20 protein-coding genes and 2 tRNA genes are annotated in these 19,660 nt (G+C 70.8%); 15 read left to right on the top strand and 7 right to left on the bottom strand.

The window, feature by feature from the left end; all coding sequences use genetic code 11:
* The 7 genes from ACV7NL_RS18085 (at position 1) to ACV7NL_RS18055 (ending at position 6,759) form a co-directional block, all read left to right on the top strand.
* Positions 1–1,140: a beta-ketoacyl-ACP synthase gene (locus tag ACV7NL_RS18085; RefSeq protein WP_463356400.1), complete on the top strand. Its 1,140-nt coding sequence runs from the start codon at positions 1–3 to the stop codon at positions 1,138–1,140.
* A 69-nt stretch (positions 1,141–1,209) separates the two neighbouring features.
* Positions 1,210–2,508, top strand: coding sequence for a beta-ketoacyl-ACP synthase (locus ACV7NL_RS18080; protein WP_463356399.1), 1,299 nt, complete (start codon positions 1,210–1,212; stop codon positions 2,506–2,508).
* On the top strand, positions 2,505–3,281 hold the full coding sequence (locus ACV7NL_RS18075) for an SDR family NAD(P)-dependent oxidoreductase (protein ID WP_463356398.1): 777 nt from the start codon (positions 2,505–2,507) through the stop codon (positions 3,279–3,281). The genes ACV7NL_RS18080 and ACV7NL_RS18075 overlap by 4 nt, the downstream gene beginning before the upstream one ends.
* A 14-nt stretch (positions 3,282–3,295) precedes the next feature.
* Complete coding sequence (locus ACV7NL_RS18070; protein ID WP_056482501.1) at positions 3,296–3,589, top strand: SH3 domain-containing protein; 294 nt, start codon at positions 3,296–3,298, stop codon at positions 3,587–3,589.
* Between the two features lie 221 nt (positions 3,590–3,810).
* Positions 3,811–4,833 (top strand): zinc-binding dehydrogenase, encoded by a 1,023-nt coding sequence (locus ACV7NL_RS18065; RefSeq protein ID WP_247635667.1) that lies wholly within the window; start codon positions 3,811–3,813, stop codon positions 4,831–4,833.
* Between the two features lie 92 nt (positions 4,834–4,925).
* Positions 4,926–5,984, top strand: a complete 1,059-nt coding sequence (locus ACV7NL_RS18060) for a lipid A biosynthesis lauroyl acyltransferase (RefSeq protein ID WP_247635666.1) — start codon at positions 4,926–4,928, stop codon at positions 5,982–5,984.
* Between the two features lie 4 nt (positions 5,985–5,988).
* Complete coding sequence (locus ACV7NL_RS18055) at positions 5,989–6,759, top strand: DUF1223 domain-containing protein (protein ID WP_463356397.1); 771 nt, start codon at positions 5,989–5,991, stop codon at positions 6,757–6,759.
* A gap of 157 nt (positions 6,760–6,916) precedes the next feature.
* Here ACV7NL_RS18055 and ACV7NL_RS18050 read toward each other — a convergent pair whose 3' ends face one another.
* The 3 genes from ACV7NL_RS18050 to ACV7NL_RS18040 form a co-directional block, all read right to left on the bottom strand.
* Positions 6,917–8,197, bottom strand: a complete 1,281-nt coding sequence (locus tag ACV7NL_RS18050; protein WP_056482507.1) for an aminopeptidase — start codon at positions 8,195–8,197, stop codon at positions 6,917–6,919.
* Positions 8,198–8,291: 94 nt separating this feature from the next.
* Positions 8,292–8,585, bottom strand: coding sequence for a DUF2218 domain-containing protein (locus ACV7NL_RS18045; protein WP_056482511.1), 294 nt, complete (start codon positions 8,583–8,585; stop codon positions 8,292–8,294).
* A 322-nt stretch (positions 8,586–8,907) separates the two neighbouring features.
* Positions 8,908–10,341, bottom strand: a complete 1,434-nt coding sequence (locus tag ACV7NL_RS18040; RefSeq protein WP_463356396.1) for an FAD-binding oxidoreductase — start codon at positions 10,339–10,341, stop codon at positions 8,908–8,910.
* 158 nt (positions 10,342–10,499) lie between these two features.
* Here ACV7NL_RS18040 and ACV7NL_RS18035 point away from each other — a divergent pair, with 158 nt between their 5' ends.
* From ACV7NL_RS18035 to ACV7NL_RS18020, 4 genes are all read left to right on the top strand, one after another.
* Positions 10,500–11,198: a fumarylacetoacetate hydrolase family protein gene (locus ACV7NL_RS18035; RefSeq protein WP_463356395.1), complete on the top strand. Its 699-nt coding sequence runs from the start codon at positions 10,500–10,502 to the stop codon at positions 11,196–11,198.
* A 5-nt stretch (positions 11,199–11,203) separates the two neighbouring features.
* Positions 11,204–11,680, top strand: coding sequence for an NUDIX domain-containing protein (locus tag ACV7NL_RS18030; protein ID WP_056183827.1), 477 nt, complete (start codon positions 11,204–11,206; stop codon positions 11,678–11,680).
* A gap of 124 nt (positions 11,681–11,804) precedes the next feature.
* Positions 11,805–11,879, top strand: a tRNA-Gly gene (locus tag ACV7NL_RS18025).
* 110 nt (positions 11,880–11,989) lie between these two features.
* Positions 11,990–12,064, top strand: a tRNA-Gly gene (locus ACV7NL_RS18020).
* Between the two features lie 80 nt (positions 12,065–12,144).
* Here the strand turns inward: ACV7NL_RS18020 and ftrA are convergent.
* Positions 12,145–13,140, bottom strand: coding sequence for a transcriptional regulator FtrA (ftrA, locus tag ACV7NL_RS18015; protein ID WP_463356394.1), 996 nt, complete (start codon positions 13,138–13,140; stop codon positions 12,145–12,147).
* Between the two features lie 87 nt (positions 13,141–13,227).
* Between ftrA and ACV7NL_RS18010 the strand changes: the two genes are divergently transcribed.
* From ACV7NL_RS18010 to ACV7NL_RS18000, 3 genes are all read left to right on the top strand, one after another.
* Positions 13,228–13,626, top strand: coding sequence for a rhodanese-like domain-containing protein (locus ACV7NL_RS18010; RefSeq protein WP_056482520.1), 399 nt, complete (start codon positions 13,228–13,230; stop codon positions 13,624–13,626).
* 201 nt (positions 13,627–13,827) lie between these two features.
* Positions 13,828–14,958 carry a serine/threonine-protein kinase gene (locus ACV7NL_RS18005; RefSeq protein ID WP_056482523.1) on the top strand — a complete coding sequence of 377 codons (1,131 nt, stop codon included), beginning with the start codon at positions 13,828–13,830 and terminating at the stop codon, positions 14,956–14,958.
* Entirely contained in the window at positions 14,955–16,487 is a 1,533-nt protein-coding gene (locus ACV7NL_RS18000) for a DUF2336 domain-containing protein (RefSeq protein ID WP_463356393.1), read from the top strand. The genes ACV7NL_RS18005 and ACV7NL_RS18000 overlap by 4 nt, the downstream gene beginning before the upstream one ends.
* A 16-nt stretch (positions 16,488–16,503) precedes the next feature.
* Here the strand turns inward: ACV7NL_RS18000 and ACV7NL_RS17995 are convergent, their stop codons facing one another.
* A complete protein-coding gene (locus ACV7NL_RS17995) occupies positions 16,504–17,274 on the bottom strand; it encodes an NAD kinase (RefSeq protein WP_056183818.1) in 771 nt (256 codons plus the stop codon).
* Positions 17,275–17,433: 159 nt separating this feature from the next.
* Between ACV7NL_RS17995 and cutA the strand changes: the two genes are divergently transcribed.
* A complete protein-coding gene (gene cutA, locus ACV7NL_RS17990; RefSeq protein ID WP_056183817.1) occupies positions 17,434–17,778 on the top strand; it encodes a divalent-cation tolerance protein CutA in 345 nt (114 codons plus the stop codon).
* Here the strand turns inward: cutA and ACV7NL_RS17985 are convergent.
* Together ACV7NL_RS17985 and ACV7NL_RS17980 are read right to left on the bottom strand one after the other, a co-directional pair.
* The gene (locus ACV7NL_RS17985; RefSeq protein ID WP_463357163.1) at positions 17,757–18,887 is read right to left on the bottom strand and encodes a glycosyltransferase family 2 protein; all 1,131 of its coding nucleotides are present in this window, start codon (positions 18,885–18,887) and stop codon (positions 17,757–17,759) included. The two genes, cutA and ACV7NL_RS17985, sit on opposite strands and share 22 nt — an antisense overlap.
* Positions 18,887–19,657: a lysophospholipid acyltransferase family protein gene (locus ACV7NL_RS17980; protein WP_463357162.1), complete on the bottom strand. Its 771-nt coding sequence runs from the start codon at positions 19,655–19,657 to the stop codon at positions 18,887–18,889. The genes ACV7NL_RS17985 and ACV7NL_RS17980 overlap by 1 nt, the downstream gene beginning before the upstream one ends.
* Between the last annotated feature and the right edge of the window lie 3 nt (positions 19,658–19,660).

Below are 19,660 nucleotides of genomic sequence, written 5' to 3'. Positions count from 1 at the left end.
ATGAGTATTGCGCGCGACGTCGTCGTTACCGGCATCGGTCTCGTCTCCTGCGCGGGCGAGGGCGTTGCGGCCCATCTGGCGGTCTTGGCAGCGGGTGCCCCCGCGCGGACGGACACCGAGACGTTCGCGCCCTACACGGTGCATCCGGTCGCGCCGATCGCCCTCGACGGACAGATCCCGAAGAAATCGGATCAGCGCCAGATGGAGCCCTGGCAGCGCCTCGGCGTCTACGCCGCCGGCCTCGCCCTCGAATCCGCCGGGGTGAAGGGCGATGCCGACCTCAAGAGCCGCATGCACCTCGTGGTCTCGGCGGGCGGTGGCGAGCGCGACACCGCGGTCGACGGCGCCATCCTCACCGGCCTGCGCGAAGCGGCCGATCCGGGCGCCTACCTCAACGAGCATCTCCAGAACGACCTGCGTCCGACCCTCTTCCTGGCCCAGCTCTCGAACCTGCTCGCCGGCAATATCGGCATCGTCCACGGGGTCACGGGGGCCTCGCGCACCTTCATGGGCGAGGAGGCCTGCGGCACCGACGCGCTGCGCATCGCCCAGGCGCGGATCGCCTCGGGGCAGGTCGAGTGCATGCTGGTGGGCGGCTCCTACAGCGCCGAACGTCCCGACGTGATGGTCATTCACGAGATGGGCGGCTACCTGCGCGCCCACGATTTCCGCCCGGTCTTCGACCGGACACCGGACAGCGAGGCCGGCTTCATCCTCGGAAGCGCCGCCGCCTTCCTGGTGCTGGAGACGGCGGAGCATGCGGCAGCGCGCGGGGCAAAGGCGCTGGCACGCCTCGACATCGTGGCGAGCGACCGAACCCGGCGGCAGCCCGGCAGCACCGAAGCCAGCCTCGCCGCGCTCTGGGCCAGCACGGGCCTCGACGCCCCGGACGCCGTGATCTCCGGCGCCACCGGAGTCGCCCCGATCACCGCGGAGGAAGGCGCGGCCCTGGCGCGCCTCGCCCCGGGAATTCCCGTGACAGCGCTGGGCGACGTGACGGGCCACAGCCTCGAGACCACGGCGCCCTTCGGGGCGGCGCTGGCGGCGGCCCTGGTCTCGGAGACAGGTCTGCGCGAAGTCGCCGTGACGGTGGTGGGCCATCGCCGCGGCGAGGGTGTGATCCGAGTCACGGCGCCCTGAGATGCCGATTCGATCGGAGCGGCCACAATGGGCGAAGGGCCCTTGCAAAGAACGGTGTAGAACGGCGCGATGACGAACCCATCTCCCCGGCACGCGACGAATCGGGACACGAAGGGCCGGCCGCTGGTGGCGGTGACAGGTCTCGGCATCGTCACCTCCCTCGGCCAGGGGCAGGCCGACAACTGGGCCGCCCTGACGGCCGGCCGCTCAGGGATCCACGCCATTCGGCGCTTTCCCACAGAGGGCCTGCGCACCCGCATCGCCGGCACCGTCGACTTCCTCGACACCGATCCGCTGGTCGCCCCCGCCCTATCGCAGCGCTTTGCGGAGGAAGCCGCCAATGAGGCCATCGAGCAATCGGGCCTCGGCCGCCCCGGCGACTTTCCCGGTGCCCTGTTCATCGCCGTGCCCCCGGTGGAGATCGAATGGCCGCAGCGCCAAGCCCTGGCCGAGGCCTCCGGCCAGAACGGCCCGATCACCTATACCGACCTGCAGCGCGCCGCCGCGAGCCGGCGCTTCGACGCCTGGCACGACCTCTTCATCTTCGGCACGGTGGCCGACCACATCGCCGACCGCTTCGGCACCAAGGGCTCGCCGATCTCGCTCTCCACCGCGTGCTCGTCGGGCGCCACCGCGATCCAGCTCGGGGTCGAGGCGATCCGGCGCGGCGAGGTGAAGGCCGCCCTCTGCATCGGCACCGACGGCTCGGTGAACCCGGAATCGCTGATTCGCTTCTCGCTGCTCTCCGCCCTGTCCACCCAGAACGACCCGCCGGAGGCGGCCTCGAAGCCGTTCTCGAAGAATCGTGACGGCTTCGTGATGGGCGAGGGCGCCGGCGCCCTGGTGTTGGAGGACGCGGAGGCCGCACGCGCCCGGGGCGCGAAGATCCTTGGCTACGTGCTCGGCTGCGGCGAGAAGGGCGACGGCTTCCACCGCACCCGGTCGAGCCCCGACGGCGCCCCCGGCATCGCGGCGATCCGCGCCGCCCTGGACGATGCCGGTACGGAACCCGACGCCATCGACACCGTGAACGCCCACGGCACCTCGACGCCCGAGAACGACAAGATGGAAGCGATGAGCTGCGCCGCCGTCTTCGGCGACCGCATCCGCACGCTGCCGGTGTCCTCCAACAAGTCGATGATCGGGCACACCCTCACGGCCGCCGGAGCGGTGGAGGCGGTGATCTCGCTCCTCACCATCACGCATGGCCGCATTCCGCCGACCATCAACTACGCGATGCCCGACCCGGCCATCCCCCTCGACATCGTAGCGCAAGCCCGCGACGTTCCGGTGCGCCGGGTTCTCTCGAACTCGTTCGGCTTCGGTGGCCAGAACACCTGTCTCGTGCTGGCGGACGAGCCGGCATGAAGACGGACCTGCGCCCCGAATCCCATACGCGCGTCCTCGTCACCGGCGGCGCCTCGGGCCTCGGAGCCGCCATCGTGCGGGCGCTCGCCGCCGCCGGACACGATGTCACCTTCACGTATCGCTCCTCCGGCGCTGCGGCCGAGGCCCTCGTGGCGGATCTCGTCGCGACGTATCCCGGCCGCGCGATCACCGCCGAAGCCCTGGACCTCGCGGACCGGCCCGCGCTCGACGCCTTCTGCGACCGGATCGAGGACGAGCGCTTCTACGGCTATGTCCACAATGCCGGCCAATCCTCCGATGCACTCGCGGCGATGCTGGACCAGGACCGGGCCGAGGCGGCCATGCAGGTGAATTTCTGGTCGCTCACCCGCCTGGCGAAATCCCTCGTGCGGGGCATGATCCGGGGGCGTTCCGGGCGCATCATCGCCATCGGCTCGGTGGCGGCCCTGCAGGCCAGTCCGGGCAACGCGGCCTATGCGGCCACCAAGGGCGCCCTGATCGCCTATTGCCGGACGCTCGCGATCGAATCGGCCAAGCGCGGTGTCACCGTCAACGTGATCGCGCCGGGCTTCATCGACACCGAGATGATGGCGCCTTATGCCGCCTATCGCGCCACCATGGAGCGCCAGATTCCCGCCGGCCGCTTTGCGAGGCCCGAGGACGTGGCGGCCCTCGCGGCTTTCCTGATGGGCGAGGGCGCGGCCTACATCACCGGGACGGTTCTGCCGGTCGATGGCGGCCTCACCGCCATGATGGGCGTCCACCGCACCTGAGACCAAGCCGTCCCATGTTCTCGCGCCTCTCGTCCGCCATCCCAGCCGCGCTGGTCCTGGCCCTGCTTGCCGCTGTCCCGGCCTCGGCCGCCGAGGCGTACCGGGTCGACGGCCTTCCACGCGGCGAGACCCTCAGCATCCGCGAGACGCCGGACGCGGCTGCCCCCGCCCTCGGGCAGGCGCCGGTGGGCGCCCGCCTGCGCGGCTTCGGCTGCACCGCCGACACCCCGAGCGGGCTGACCTGGTGCCGGGTCAAGGCCGGCCCGATCCTCGGCTGGGCCCGGCGGCGCTATCTGTCGCCGGAGTGAATGCGGGCCGACGGGTTGATGCCCCGTGCCGCGAAGGTTAGCCAGAGCGGCATCACCGCATTCCCCTCTCCACTCCGCGGGAGAGGGGGGCCCGCACCGGCGGGTCGGGTGAGGGGAGCGCCATCTCCGGACAGGGCGCCCCTCGCCCGCCTGCTCCACAGGCACCCTCCTCCGCAGAGGGGGAGGGTATTCGGATGCGCCCGCGAAGAGAAAAGAGCCCCATGCAAGCCCTTCAGCTCCACGGCGACCGCGACCTGCGCCTCGAAGACGTCGCGGAGCCCGCCGCCCCCGGCCCCGGCGAGGTCCAGATCCGGGTGCGCGCCGTGGGCCTCAACTTCATCGACGTCTGGGGCTTTCGCGGCATGGCCTTCGCCAAGCGCAAGCTTCCCCTCGCCGTGGGGGCCGAAGCCTCGGGCGAGATCGTCTGCGTCGGCGAGGGCGTCGCGGATCTGGCCGAGGGCGACCGGGTGGCGATGTACGGCGCCCAAACCTGCGGGCGGTGCAGGGCCTGTCGGGAGGGGCGTGACAACCTGTGCGAGGATGTCTCCGGCGTCATGGGCTTCCACATCGACGGCTTCGCCCGCGAGCGCGTCACCATGCAGGCCCGCCTCGTGGTCAAGATCCCGGACGGCGTCAGCTTCACCGATGCGGCCTGTGCCCCCGTGGCCTTCGGCACCGTGCAGCACATGCTGTTCGACAATGCCCGCCTGGAGCCCGGCGAGAGCATCCTCGTCCATGCCGGCGGCTCCGGCATCGGTACGGCGGCGATCAAGATGGCCAAGGCCATCGGCTGCACGGTGTTCACCACCGTGGGCGACGACGCCAAGGGCGAGAAGGCCAGGGCGCTCGGGGCCGACCACGTCATCAACTATCGCGACGAGCGCTTCGAGGGCGAGGTGCGTCGCCTGACCAAGCGCAAGGGCGTCGACGTGGTGTTCGAGCATGTCGGACCGGACACCTGGAACGGCTCGCTCCTGTGCCTCAAGCGCGGCGGCCGCCTCGTCACCTGCGGCTCGACCTCGGGCGTCTCGACCACCATGAACCTGATGCAGCTGTTCCAGCAGCAATACCGCATCACCGGCTCGTTCGGCTGCTCCATGGCCAATATCCGCGACGCCATGGCCAAGATGGCGCAAGGCATCACGCCGGTCGTGGACACGGTCCTGCCGCTGGCCGATTTCGCGCAGGGCCTGGAACGCCTGGAATCCCGCAAGGTCTTCGGCAAAATCCTGGTGACGCTCTGAGTTGCAGCGCACACGGGTGCCGTCAAAGGCTAAAATGAATTATGCCAGGGATCAGGGTCGTCGACGGAACGCCCCGCGTCACGGGATTCGTTTTGCTCCGCCTTGCCCTCGTTCTGAAGCGTCACCTGCCGCGGCTCGCCGGGCTCGCGATGATCCCCCTGATCCGGGGTCTGTTCTGGCTGGCGCGCCTGCTCGGGGCGGAGCGGGCGAGCCGGGTCGGCGGATGGGTCGCCCGGACGGTCGGGCCGTTCCTGCCGGCCCACCGCACCGCGGTCGCCAACCTGCGCGCCGCCTTCCCTGAACGCGATGCGGCGGCGATCCGCGCGCTCGCCTTGGAGGCGTGGGACAATCTCGGCCGCACCGGCGCGGAATACGCCCATCTTCACACCCTGTTCGATCTCGATCCGGCGGACCTCACGGCCCCCGGGCGCATCACGGTCGCGGGCGAGACCCACTTCGCCGACCTGCGCGACGACGGCAAACCGGGCCTGATCTTCTCCGCCCACCTGGCGAACTGGGAATTGCCCGCGATCTGCGCGGCGCGGTTCGGCCTCGACGCGACGGCGATCTTCCGTCCCCCCAACGATGCGGCTTCCGCCCGCCTCGTGCAGGAGGTCCGGCGCCAGACCATGGGGGGCCTCGCGGCAGCCGGGCAGGGCGCGGTTTTCGCCATGCAGGGCGTGGTCGAGCGCGGCGGCCATCTCGGCCAGCTCATCGACCAGCACTTCACCCGGGGCGTGGTGGTGGAGTTCTTCGGCAAGCCCGTGCTGGTCAACCCGCTGCTCGGCAAGCTCGCCCGCCATTACGAGTGTCCGGTGCACGGCGCGCGCGTCGTCCGCCGCGGGGGAACCCGGTTCCACCTCGAACTGACGCCTCCCCTCGACCTGCCGCGCGATGCCTCCGGTGCCATCGACGTCCAGGGTGCGATGCAGGCGATGACGCGGGAGATCGAGGGGTGGATCCGCGAGAATCCCGGCCAGTGGCTCTGGATGCATCGGCGCTGGCGCCCCGCGATGCTGCCGAAGCCGAAGTTGAAGCCAAAGTCCTCGCACGATCCGGTGCACGGGTCGGCCGGGGACCCGGCGCCGACGACCCCGGCCGCGGATCGAGCGACCGTGATGCCGGAGAACGGCCAACCGTCGGTATCATGACGGCATGAGGCTCGCCGCGATGTTCCTGCTGCGCCGTACCGGCGGCCTGCCCCTGGCACTGGTCCTGGCCGGCGCCCTGACGGCCGTCGCGACGATGGCCCGTGCGGGCGAGCGCTCGCCGGTGGTGATCGAGCTCTACACGAGCCAGGGCTGCGCCGCGTGCCAACCGGCCTCGCGGGTGCTCGGAGACTTCGCGCGGGAGCCCGGCGTCATCGCTCTGACCTTCCCGATCACCTATTGGGACTATCTCGGCTGGAAGGATGCCTATGGCCAGCCGGCCTTCACGGAGCGGCAGCGGGCCTATGCGTCCCTGCGCGGCGAACGGCAGATCTTCACGCCCCAGGCCATCGTCAACGGCGAGCCGTCGATGATCCGCTCCGACCGGAACTCCCTGGAGCGCGCCCTGCGGCGCGCCCGGGCGAGCAGCGTGCCGTCGGTCTCGGTGAAGAGCTGGGAGGAGGGAGACCGGATCTGCATCGACGTCGGCGCGAGCACCGGGCCGGAGGCCAAAGCCGACCTGTGGCTCCTGCCGGTCATGCGCCGGCGCCGCCTCGCCATCGGCGGCGGCGAGAACAAGGGGCAGGTCTTCGACTACATCAACGTGGTGCGGGGGATGCACCGGATCGGCGCCTGGACCGGACAGGCGGCGCATTTCGAGATCCCGCACCGGATGGCCGAGGTGACCGAGGCCGACACCTACGTCGTAGTGCTCCAGGGCGGCAACGAGGGTCGCCCGACCCGCATTCTCGGTGCCGCCAAAGCGCCAGGGTTCTGAAGGCCCCCCGGCTTCCGGGAACGCCCCCTGTCCTCAGGACCCGATGCGGGCGCCGCCCGGGCACGGCTCCCCGGGTCGCCGCCGCCCGAGCGGCCCGTGGTTCGAGGCTGACCTCACGCGGGTTGAGGTTGAATCAGGCCACGGTTCCGATCCGGGCTCACGCCACCCATTCGCCGGCCCGCATCACCGGAATCGCGCGGCCCTCGGCGGAGAGACCGTCGACGTCGATCTCCTTCGAGCCGATCATCCAGTCGATATGGATGAGGCTGCGATTGGCCCCGCGCGCCGCGAGGTCGTCCTCGCTGAAATCCGCGCCGCCATTGCGAAAACACTTGCTGTAGGCTTGGCCGAGGGCGATGTGGCTGGCGGCGTTCTCGTCGTAGAGGGTGTTGTAGAACAGCAGCCCTGAGGCCGAGATCGCCGAGGAAGCCGGCACCAGCGCGACTTCGCCGAGGCGGCGCGCGCCCTCGTCGGTCTCCAGGACCTTGGCCAGGACGTCGCCGCCAGTGCGGGCGGTGGCCTCGACGATGCGGCCGTCCTCGAAGCGCACGCGGATGCCGTCGATCAGCGTGCCCTGGTAGGACAGGGGCTTGGTGCTGGTGACCGTCCCGTCGACCCGGTCCTTGTGCGGGGTGGTGAACACCTCCTCGGTGGGGATGTTGGCGTTGCAGACGATGCCGCTGCGCGAGGCCGAGGCGCCGCCGCACCATTCGTGATCATCGGCGAGGCCGACCGTAAGATCGGTGCCGGGACCGAAGAAGCGCAGAGCCGCGAAGCGGTGCGCGTTGAGGGCGTTCATGCGCGTGTGGAGAGCGGCATTGTGCGCCTCCCAGGCCGCGACCGGGTCGGGACCGTCCACGCGCGAGGCCGCGAAGATCGCATCCCACAAGCGGGCGACCGCCTCGGCCTCGGGCAGGTCGGGGAACACCGTCCTGGCCCACGGCGTGGTCGCAGCCGAGACGATGGTCCAGTTGGTGGAAAAGTTGGCGATGAGTTCGAGAGCCGGCACATAGGCCTTCGAGCGGGCGCGATTGGCGCGCGCGACCTTGCCGGCATCCTGGCCCGCCAGCAGGGACGGGTCGTCCCCCGCGATGGCGAGGCGGGCCGCGCCGTTGCGGTAGGCCTCGGCCATGCCGCTGTAGAGCCAGCCGGCGGCCGTGTCGAAGGCGTCGTCCGGCGCGTGGGCGAACCGCGCCAGGGTGGCGGCATCGTCCGCGTAGAAGGTGGTGACGAGCGAGGCTCCGGCCTTGTAGGCCTCCTCGGTGATGGCGCGAGCCAGCGGCACCGTTTCGAGCGGCGCCGTGATCACCAGTTCCTGTCCCGGCCGCAGACCGAGGCCGACTTTCACGGCGACTTCCGCAAGGCGCTGGAGCCGCTCCGCATGCGGGGCCGCGCCCGAAGGTGCCGCTCCGTGCGTCGTCTGCGCGATCCCGTCCATCCCGTGTCTCCCGGTCCTGCCTGAAGCGTCTCGCGCTCAAGATCAGGTCTCGGGAGGCCAGGTCAAGCGCTGCGCGCGCCGCCCCCGCGCCAGGTCAGGCCGCGCGCGACCAAGTGATCTGGCCGAGGTTCTCCCGGAAGGCAAAGCGCAAGAGGTGGTCGGAGACCACGTTCTCCAGGCGTGTGAGGGCAGCCGGATCGGGAGTGGCCACCCGCATCAGGAGCGCGTCGGGACCGGCCTCGAAGGTACAGACCCGGTCCTCGCCGAAGGGCACGCGACCGGCAGCCTCGGTGGCCTCCACCGGGAACTTGTGGCTCCAGTGACGGCAGAGCTGCTTGAGATAGCGGCTCGCCTCGGCGGTCGGAACTCTCGCCTGGGAAGTCGGCATCGAACGTGTCTCCTGCTCGGTCTTCGGTTGCGAACCGCGTGGTGCTGCCTCTCCGCAGGAGAGGACAAAGCGGTTAAGGGAAGCCTAACTCGCCGCACTGCACCCAATCGGCCGTCGTTGCGGTTCAGCCTCTCCAGTCCACAGAACAGCCGATTTATGGCGCGCTGCCGTCGACAATCTGACAATCCTTTGTGCGGCGCACAATAGTAATCCGACGGGATGCGACAGGGTTCCGGCTAAATTTTTGTTGAGGCCTCCGATCAGACGTATGACGCCGCGAAGCGGGGAGGCGCTGCGGCTACTCACGATCGAGCATTCGAGATCAGCCGGGGTTCAGAATCTTGCTCGGGTCGAGGATTTTACCCGGGTTCAACAGATCGCCCGGATCGAGGGCGGCCTTGAGGCGGCGCATGAGGTCGAGGGCGACCGGGTCGGCGTAGCGCGCCAGTTCGTCTTTCTTGAGCAGGCCGACTCCATGCTCGGCCGCGATCGATCCGCCGAGGGCGTCGACGATGTCGTGGACGATCCGGTTGAACCGCCCCCAATCCGCCAGGAAGGCGGCGCGGTCCATGCCAACGGGCTGACTTAGGTTGAAGTGGATGTTGCCGTCACCGAAATGCCCGAAGGCGCAGACGCGCAGGCCCGGCATCTCCGCCTCGCAGGCCTGCGTCGCGCGCGCGAGAAACTCGGGCAAGCGGGAGAGCGGCACCGAGACGTCGTGCTTGATCGAGCCGCCCTCGGCTTTCTGGACTTCGGACAGGCTCTCGCGCAGGTCCCAGAAGGCGTTCGCCTGCGCCTCGCTGGCCGCCAGTGCGGCATCGTCGAGGCGGCCTTCGTCCTGGGCCCGGGCGAGCAGCGTCTCCATCAGGGTCGCGGCCTCCTCGCCCGGGCGCGTGGTCGAAACCTCCACCAGCGCGTAGGCCCCGTGGCGTCCGGCCAGGGGCGCGCGCGCGCCGGCCCGGTGGCGCAGCACGATCTCCAACCCGAAGGGCGCGATGTACTCGAAGGCGGTGAGGCCGGCCCCGGCCTCCGCCCGCAGGCGCCGGAACAGGTCCAGGGCGGCCTCGGCCGAGGTGAGGCCGAGGAAGGCCACGGCGCGGGAGGTCGGCCGGGGAAAGAGTTTCAGCACCGCGGCGGTGATCAGCCCGAGCGTTCCTTCCGAGCCGAGGAACAGATGCTTGAGATCGTAGCCCGCATTGTCCTTGCGCAGGCCCTTGAGCCCGTTCCAGATCCGGCCATCGGCCAGCACGACCTCAAGCCCAAGGACGAGGTCGCGGGCGTTGCCGTAGGCCAGCACGGCGGTCCCACCCGCATTGGTGGAGAGATTGCCGCCGATTCGGCAGGAGCCTTCGGAGGCCAGTGAGAGCGGAAACAGCAGGCCGGCGGCCTGGGCCGCCGCCTGAACGTCGGCCAGCACCATGCCGGCCTCCACGGTGATGCTGGCATTGACGGGGTCGATCGCCCGCAGGCGCGTCAGGCGTGCCATCGACAGCACGATGCCGCCCTGCGGCAGGCCGCCGCCGACATGACCGGTGTTGCCGCCCTGGGCCACCACCGGCACCCCGGCCTCGGCGCAGGCCCGGACCACGAAGGCGACCTCGGCGGTGTCGGCGGGCCGCACCAGCGCCAGGGCGTGCCCACGCTGCAAGCCGCGGGTCTCGGCGAGGTGGGGCGCGAGGTCGGTCGCGTCGGTCAGGACATGGGCGGGGCCGAGGCACGTGGTGAGGTATGCCAGCAGGCGGGAAGGATCGGTCACCACAGGTCTCGCACGTTGGATCTCACCGGCCCGGACCCGCACCGCGACGGGATGGCGCGGCCGAGCCTGCAGCCTATGATAGGGATGGCGGGACGTCCTGTGCAGGGCGGGCGACCGGGCGCAGCGCCGCATCGTCCCGGAAATGAGGTTGGCTTCCCATGTTGTCCGTGATTCCAAACCCACCCCGCATCGCCCTGCCGATCGTCGGCAGCGACGACCTGTTCCCCGTGCGGCGGGTCTACTGCGTCGGTCGCAACTACGCCGCCCATGCCCGCGAGATGGGCAAGGACCCCGACCGGGAACCGCCGTTCTTCTTCATGAAGCCCGCCGACGCCCTGCAGATCGTCACGGGCGACGATCCGGTCGACCATCCGTATCCGCCGCGCACCGAGAACTACCATTTCGAGGTGGAGATGGTGGCGGCCCTCGGCCTCGGCGGTCGCGACATCGCGGAGGCATCCGCCCTTGACCATGTCTACGGCTATGCGGTCGGCCTCGACATGACCCGGCGCGACGTCCAGGACGAGGCCAAGCGCCTGGCACGGCCCTGGGACCTCGCCAAATCCGCCGACGCCTCGGCGCCGATCGGACCCTTGCACCCGGCCTCGGCCATCGGTCACCCCGCGCGGGGCGCCATCACGCTGGCGGTGGACGCGCGGGAGCGCCAGCGCGGCGACCTCTCCGAGATGATCTGGTCGACCCAGGAGCAGATCGCGCTGCTCTCGACCTATTTCGAGTTGCACCCGGGCGACCTCATCTTCACCGGCACGCCGTCCGGCGTCGGCGCGGTGTCGCGCGGCGAGACGATGACGGCCGCCATCGACGGCTTGGGCGTCATCCACCTGCGGGTCGTCTGAGGCGGATGCTCCTCGACCGATCCTGGATGCGGCGCCTGATCCAGTATGGCGCCCTGGCGACGCGCGGCATGACGCTCGGCGTCCGGGGCGCCGCCCTCGACGCGGAGGGCCGGGTTTGCCTCGTGCGCCACACCTACGTGGCGGGCTGGCACCTGCCGGGCGGCGGCGTCGAGGCCGGCGAGAGCGCGGCGGCGGCGATGATCCGCGAGTTCCGCGAGGAGGCCGAAATCGTGGTCGATCCCGACCGACCGATGCGGCTGCATGGGTTCTACCACAACCGAACGGCGGCGGGGCGCGACCACGTCGCTCTCTACGTGGTGCACGCCTTCTCGGTTCGGGTTCCGAAGGCGCCGGACCGCGAGATCGCGGCCTGCGGGTTCTTCGCCCTCGACGCGCTGCCCCCGGAGACCACCGCCGCGACCCGCGCGCGCCTGCGCGAGATCCGCGAGGGTGTGCCGTCATCGGCCCACTGGCAGGCCTGAGGGCCGGACGCGATGCCGGCAAACCGCCCCGGCGATTCAGCGCTTGCAACGCCCGGCGGAATGGTGTTTAGAGACGCCGTCCGGGGCCGCCGGCGGGTCTTTCCCACCAGCGGTGCGGTTGTGAGCGGGTGTAGCTCAGGGGTAGAGCACAACCTTGCCAAGGTTGGGGTCGAGGGTTCGAATCCCTTCGCCCGCTCCAATTGACAGACCGAGACGACCGGAGCGACAGCCGCTGCAAGGCGGCTTTTTGCTTCGTTGAGACGACGAACCGTCCGGCCGGGAACACCGCCTGGGCCACGACGGGTGTGAGCGGGTGTAGCTCAGGGGTAGAGCACAACCTTGCCAAGGTTGGGGTCGAGGGTTCGAATCCCTTCGCCCGCTCCAGTTTTCCAGCCGAAGTCTGATCGACTTGACGCCCCTCGGGGCGTTTTTGCGTTTGAGGGCCGTGCGTTGCCAGCGCCGGCTCAAGGACCGCGGGATCGTCCGAGACAGCTTTCCCGATAAGCAGACGGCGTCACCGCGAAGCGGCGGCGGAACTGCTGGCGAAGGGCTGCGGCCGTGGTGAAGCCGGCCGCTTCGGCGACGGCCTGGAGGGGGTGATCCGCCTGCTCCAGCAGGTCGCGGGCACGGGCGAGGCGTAGCTCGAGAAGCCAGCGGGCGGGCGTCGTGCCTGTCGCTGCGGAGAAGCGCCGCAACAGGGTCCGGGAACTCATGCCGGCGCGGGCGGCGAGATGGGCGACCGGCCAGGCGCCGGCCGGGTCCGCCCGCATCGCGTCGAGGAGGGGGCCGATCCGGGCGGCCTCGTGCAGCGACGGTACCGCGCCCATGACGATCTGGGCCTGTCCGCCGTCCCGGTGGGGCGGGACCACGAGGCGTCGGGCGACGCGATTGGCGGCGACCGGGCCGAAATCGCGCCGCACCAGGTGCAGGCAGAGGTCGATCCCGGCGGCACTGCCGGCCGAGGTCAGGATCGCGCCCTCGTCCACGTAGAGCACGTCCGGAGTGAAGCGGATGCCCGGATGGCGAATGGCCAGGGCCTCGGCGTGGCGCCAGTGCGTGGTGGCGCGTCGGCCGTCCAGCAGCCCGGCCGCCGCGAGGACGAAGACGCCCGAACAGATCGACAGGATGCGCGCGCCCCGCGCGGCGGCCGCCCGGAGGGACGACACGAGGGCCTCCGGCACCGGTATCTCCGCACCCCGCCAGCCCGGCACCACGATGGTGCCGGCCTGATCCAGGAGGTCGAGCCCGCCGTCGACGAGGAACCGGACTCCGCCCTCGGCCCGCATCGGGCCGGGATCGAGAGCCGCCACCGCGAATCGGTACCAGTCCGCTCCCATTTCCGGACGCGGCAATCCGAAGATCTCCACGGCGACACCGAATTCGAAGGTGCAGAGCCCGTCATAGGCCAGCACCACCACGAGACGGTCGGCTGGGGGAAGGCGCACCTGCGGCTTTGGCATGATCGCAACGCTAACTGGCAATCCGGCCCACCGCCAAGCCGCCCGGGCGTTGGTAGGTTGGTCGTCCATGTTGGAGGAAGATCACCGATGAGCCTCGTCAGCGCCATTCCCACCTGTTCGCCCGCCATCGCACGCGCGCATTTCCGACGCCGTCTGGCTTTGGAGACCGATTGTGCCGACGTGGCTGCGGCCCTTCGGGCGGGTGCGCCCGACTTCGTGCTGCTGCACGCGGTCGGTTCGGAGGCCGCATTCCGCAAGCGCCATATCCCCGGGGCGCTGCATCTGCCGGCTCGCGGGATCACGGCGGAGCGCCTGGGCGCCTGGCCCGCGGACACGCTCTTCGTGGTCTATTGCGCCGGGCCCCACTGCAACGGCGCCGACCGGGCCGCCCTGCGGCTCGCCGAACTCGGCCGCCCGGTGAAGGTGATGCTCGGGGGTCTGACGGGCTGGGCCGATGAGGGCCTGGGCTTCGCAAGCGAGATTTGACCTTCTCAGGCGAAATCTGACTTGCGCAGGCGAGGCCTGACCCGCGCGGGAGATGCGTCTGCGCAGCAGAAGGAACCCGGAATTCGGACGCGATCCTGAAATCGGGCAAGATCAGGACCGCACTCTTCAATCTTCCTTTACCATAGAGCGAACAAAGTTGCCCTCGGGGCGTCGCCAGGGTCCGCCTCCAGCCGGACGTCCATGTTCCTGTTCACCACGCCCCCCGCCAATTCCCGCGATTCCGGCGCAAGCCGGGATGCGGGATTGCGCGACACGCCCCCCGCCGGGCGCGCGACCGCACCGGGCGGCGTGATCGAGGCGATCCGGGACGGGGCGCAGACCTCCGGGACCGGCTTCGACTATCTCCTCGCCACAGCGCAGCGGGAATCCTCGCTCGACCCCTCGGCCAAGGCCGGCACCTCCTCGGCCACCGGCCTGTTCCAGTTCATCGAGCAGACCTGGCTCGGCACCATGAAGAATGCCGGGCCACGCCTCGGCTTCACCACCTACGCCGATGCGATCACCAAGGGGACCGACGGCACCTACAGCGTGAGCGATCCGGCCGCCAAGCAGACCATCCTGGACCTGCGTCGCGATCCCCGGATCGCCGCCACCATGGCGGGCGCGCTGACCGAGCGGAACCGCGAGACGCTGACGGCCGCCCTCGGGCGCGAGCCCACGGGGGGCGACCTCTACGCCGCCCACGTCCTCGGCGCGCGCGGGGCCGCCGCTCTGATCAACACCGCGCAGGCGAGCCCCGCCCGAGTCGCCGCCCTCGACATGCCGGAGGCGGCCGCAGCGAACCGCAGCCTGTTCTACGACAAGGCCGGGCGTCCGCGCGGAGCGGCCGAACTCTACGCCCATCTGGCCGCGGTACGCCCTGCAGCGCCGCAGGCGGTGTCCGGCACCCAGGCAGTCTCCGGCACCTTGGCAGTCTCCGGAACCCTGGCGCTGCCCGAGGGTACCACCGCCTACGCCTCCCTCAACGAGGGTGGCCTGCGCTCGATGTTCCAGACCGATCCGCGCCAGCAGGGCGGCGTCTCGGCCGGCGTCGCCCGCCTCTGGCAGGGGCGAAACGCCGGCCAGGATGCGGTTCGGGCGGAGCCGCCGCGAGCCGCGCCGACCTACTTCCCCCGCTCGGACGGCACCGAGACCGGGAGCGCCGCCGTCGCCCCGGCGGTATCGACGCCTGCTCTCCCGGTCCCCTCGGCGGCCCTCGTCGGCGCGCCGCAGCCGCCGCGCCGGCCGGCGGAGTTCGGCGGGTCCGGACCATCGGCGCGGGCCGGCGCACCCCTCGATTTGTCCCTCTTCACCATTCGGAGCGGCTCATGATCATCCGCCAGTTCCTCACCTGGACGCAGCACACCTCCGCCGCGCGACGGGCGGAGGCGGCCGGTGCCCTGGCCCGTGCCTACCTGTATGGCGGCCTCGGCGAGGACGTCGCCTGGGAGGCGGAAGCCGCGCTCCTCGCTCTACTCGACGATCCCTCGAGCCTGGTTCGACGCGTCCTGGCCGAGGCCTGCGCCGCGTGCGCGAACGCCCCCCGTACCCTGATCGTGGCCCTGGCGAGCGACCAGGCCGAGATCGCCACCCTGGTGCTGGCCCGCTCGCCGGTGCTGAGCGACGCCGACCTCGTCGACGGCGTCGCCATCGGCTGCCCCGCCACCCGCCGCGCCATCGCGAGCCGGGTGGACCTGTCGCCCGCCGTCGCCGGGGCGCTCGCCGAAATCGCCGAGCCCGAGGCACTGGTCGTGCTGGTTCGCAACCGCAGCGCCCACATCACCACCGGCAGCCTGATGCGGATGGTCGAGCGCCACGGCGACGTGGCCGCCCTGCGCGAGGCAGTCCTGGCCCGTCCGTACCTGCCCCTCGAGGTGCGCCAGTGCGTGACGATGCGTCTCGCCGAATCGCTCTCCGCCTTCGCGGTGTCCTCCGGCTGGCTCACGCCGGCCCGTAGCGCGCGCGCCAGCCGCGAGGCCCAGGAGCGCACCACCCTGGCCTTCTGCGCCGAGGCCCATCCGATCGATCTCGCCCGCCTCGTGGCCCACCTCAAGGCCTGCGGCCAGCTCAATGCCGGCCTGCTGCTGCGAGCGATCCTGTCCGGCCACATGGCCTTCGCCGAGATGGCTCTGGCCGATCTTGCAGGCCTTCCGGCCCGGCGGGTGGCGGGCCTGATGCAGGAGGCCTCGAGCGCCGCCTTCGCCGCCCTCCACCGCAAGGCTGGCCTGCCCGCCGTGCTTCTGCCGGCCTTCAGCGCCGCCCTCTCGGCTTGGCGCGAGGCCGGCCAGGGCACCACCACCAAGGCGGGCGCCGGCCTGTCGCGCCTGATGATCGAGCGGGCGCTGACCGCCTGCGAGACGATGCCCTTCGCCGAGGCGCAGAGCGTCATGGCTCTGCTGTCCCGATTCGAAGCCGAAGCGGCCCGCGACGAGGCGCGGGTGCTTGCGCGCGAACTCGCGGCGGAAGCGGAGCAGACCGAAATCCTGCGGATCGAGCGCGAGATCCTCGATGCCGAATGGCGCGAGGCGCAGCGCCAAGTCATCGCCCGCTGGGACGAGCCGGAGCGTCCGGCCGTTGCGGTGGCCGCGCCGGCACCGGTCGAAGCGCCCGTAGTCCAAGCACGCGACGTGGAATTCGCCTTGCCCGCTTTTCCCGTGCCCGCTTCTCCCTTGCCCGAATCCGATTCGGCCCGCACCGATCCGGTCGGCCTCATCCTCGATGGCCTGTCCGACTCGATCATGGCCGAGTTCCAGGGTAGCCGCGCACGGGTCCACGCGGTAACCGTCGAAGTCGTGCTGGACGCAATCCCCGACGCCCTGATCGCGAGCTATCGCGACGACCGGGCGCGGATCGCCGCCTGAGGCGTTCGGCGGCGCCTCAGCCGAACTGCTCGCGCAGGATGCGCTCGTCGAGGCTGTGGCCGGGATCGTGCAGCAGGGTCAGGTTGGTGGCGTGGTCGAGCCAGGTCTCGACCGTGCAGACCCGGCGGAATTCCGTATGGTCGGCCACCGCCGCCACCGGGCGATGCGCGGGATCCAGCACCTCGATGTGGATGCGCGCGTAATCGGGCAGCAGCGCCCCGTGCCAGCGCCGCGGCCGGAAGGCCGAGATCGGTGTCAGGGCCAGGAGCCGGGCGTTGAGGGGCAGGATCGGGCCGCCGACCGAAAGGTTGTAGGCCGTCGAGCCAGCCGGAGTCGCCGCCAGCACACCGTCGGCGATCAGTTCGGGCAGGCGCACATGTCCATCGACCGAGATCCGCAGCTTGGCGGTCTGATGGGTCTGGCGCAGCATGTAGACTTCGTTGAGGGCGCGCGCTTCGTGCCGGCGCCCCTCGGTGTCCACCGCCTCCATCATCAGCGGGTGGATGATGCTGCGCTTGGTGTTCTCCAGGCGCTCGATCAGGCCGTCCTCGCGAAACTCGTTCATGAGGAAGCCGACCGTGCCGCGATTCATGCCGTAGATCGGCGTGCCGGCATGCATGAAGCGGTGCAGGGTCTGGAGCATCAGGCCGTCACCGCCGAGCGCCACCACCACGTCGGCCTCGTCGGGGGGCACGTGGTCGTAGCGGCGCATCAGGATGGCGGCAGCCTGCCGGGCGTCCTCCGTGGGACTCGCGACGAAGGCAAGCCGTTCGAACCGCCGCGCCATGGGCCTACATCCGCCTTGCCGAACAACCGACCGGTCACCTTGCCGGACACCCCTCCGAGGCGGAGCGTCCGCTTCGGCGTTCGCGTTAAAATCCCATCGGCATTCCGCCGATACGCTCCCGCCTGGGGAGCGGCAGAACCTTGGTCGGAGACCCATAGCATGGAGCGACCGCTTCTCGTCTACACCACCTTCCCGGATGCCGGCACCGCCCTGGCGATCGGCGAGGAACTGGTGCGCCTCAAGCTGGCCGCCTGCGTCAACGTCCTGCCCGGCATGCTGTCGGTCTATGCCTGGAAGGGTGTGGTGGAGCGGGGCGAGGAGGTGGCGGTCATCCTGAAGAGCCGGGAGAGCCTAGCCGAAGCCCTTGGCGCATCCTTGAAGGCGCGTCACCCCTACGAGACGCCGATCATCCTGCATCTCCCGGTGACGGGGGCCGACCCCGACACCGCGGCCTGGATCCTCGCCGAGACGGACGCCCATATTCAGGAATCACCGACCGGATAGCTGCGGCCCTTCCACATCGGGGTTCCGGCCCCCTTGCGCCGCAGCAGAGCGGTCCACTGGATCGCCAGTGCCACCAGCACGGTCAGGGGATGAAGCAAGATGGTGCCCGCCGGCTCGCGGGTCACCAGGGTAATCGCGGCCCGGGTGGCCAGCGAGAGCAGGGCAGCGGCGAAAGCCAGGAAGGCGGCGGTCCCCGAACCGATGCCGCACAGGGCGAGGATCAGGAGAAGCCAGGGCAGGACGTGTCCGCCCGCCAGCAGCAAGGTCCAGACCGGCAGGGCTCCGGGCGTCGCCATGCCCTCGCGTGCGTTCTTCGAGAAGCCGGTCCAGCTCTGGCCGAACCCGCGATACATCCGGCAGGTGGCGAGGGCGTGCGCGGCCACGAGATCGGTCCGGTAGCCGGCCGAGCGGAAGCGGCGCGGAAGCACGACACCGTCGTGGAGACTCATGCGCAGGGCGCCGTGGCCACCGATGTCCTGATAGGCGCTGCGCGCGACCAGTACGAGCTGGCCACAGGCGGCCCCAAGGCTGGGGCGCAGGGAGGCTCGCATCATCGCCATCGGCAGGTAGCCGACGAGCAGAAAATTGATCATCGGCACCGTCAGGCGCTCGCCGAGGGAGCCCATATGCTGGCGCGGAACCCCGCTGACCAGGGCCGCATCGGTCCGACGGGCATGAGCGGCCAGCGCGGCGGCGGCGGCGGGGGCCAGGGTCACATCCGCATCGACGAACAGGAGATGGGTGCCCTGTGCCGCCTCGGCGAGGCGGGCGCAGGCGTGGTTCTTGCCCGTCCAACCGTCCGGCAAGGGCGGGATCGGGACAAGGCGCAGGCGCGGGTCGGTGGCGGCGATGGCGGAGACGATCGCGGCGGTGTCGTCGGTGGACTGGTCGTCGCCGACGAGCACCTCCAGGGCGACTCCCGCGCTGGCCAGGGCGGCCCGCACCGTCGCGGCGATGACCTCCGCCTCGTTGCGAGCCGGGATCAGCACCGAGACCTTGGCCCGGACGTCGAGATCCGGTTCGGGGGTTCGCAGGATGGACAGGTTGATCCAGGCGATCAGGCCCGGCAGCAGGGCGCAGACGAGCGCCAGGATCGCGAGGCCTAACATCACGGGACCAGATCTCCCTTGCGGCTGGGTGCATCCCCCGCCTGATGGGCCGGCTCGAAGCGCCGGCCGCCGAGGACGGCACGCAGGCGCCGCCAGAGATCGTAGACCCCGCCGATCCCCTTGGCACCGGAGGCGACGGCCGTGAAGCGCGCGGCGTCGCGGGACACGACGTCGGCGCTGAGGCGATCGAGGGTGGCGGTCAGGTCGGCCTCCATCCGGGCGAGCCGCTCCGGCCGGGGGAGGGCGAGCAGTTCGGCACCGGACACCGGCTTGCCGAAGGCCGCGAAGGCCTCCCCGCCGCGCTCCTCCCAGAAGGCGTATTCGAGGGCGAGGGGCACGAACAGGGCCTCGGGCGCGATCTCGGGCAGGCGTCCGACGCCGCCGCGCAGGGCCAGCGGACGCGCGCGGACATCCTGAAACCGTCCCTGCGCGGTGATCCAGATCATCCGGTTCGGCACCCCCAGGATGCGCCGGCTCGCCTTCAGGAACTGGGCGGCGCCGCGCGCCGATTCGAGATCCACCGCGAAGGCCCCCATCCGGGCGAACACCGCGTATTTCTCCAGCATGCGCGCATCGAAGGGCGCGTAGCTGTCGCGGCTCGGAAACAGCCGCCCGGCCAGGAGGATGACCACGGCGGCATCCCACCAGGCCGGATGGTTGCAATACACCACCACCGGACCGGGATGATCCGCGCAAGCCGGCACGCCCCAGCGGGCGAGCCGTAGGGCGTTGAGGTGGCGCCGCAGGTAGCGGTCGAAATACCCGACCATGAA

Source organism: Methylobacterium sp. Ger2507 (genome assembly GCF_055231875.1).
Note: the sequence above shows the minus strand (reverse complement) of the source record. Positions and strands in the feature narration are given on the sequence as shown.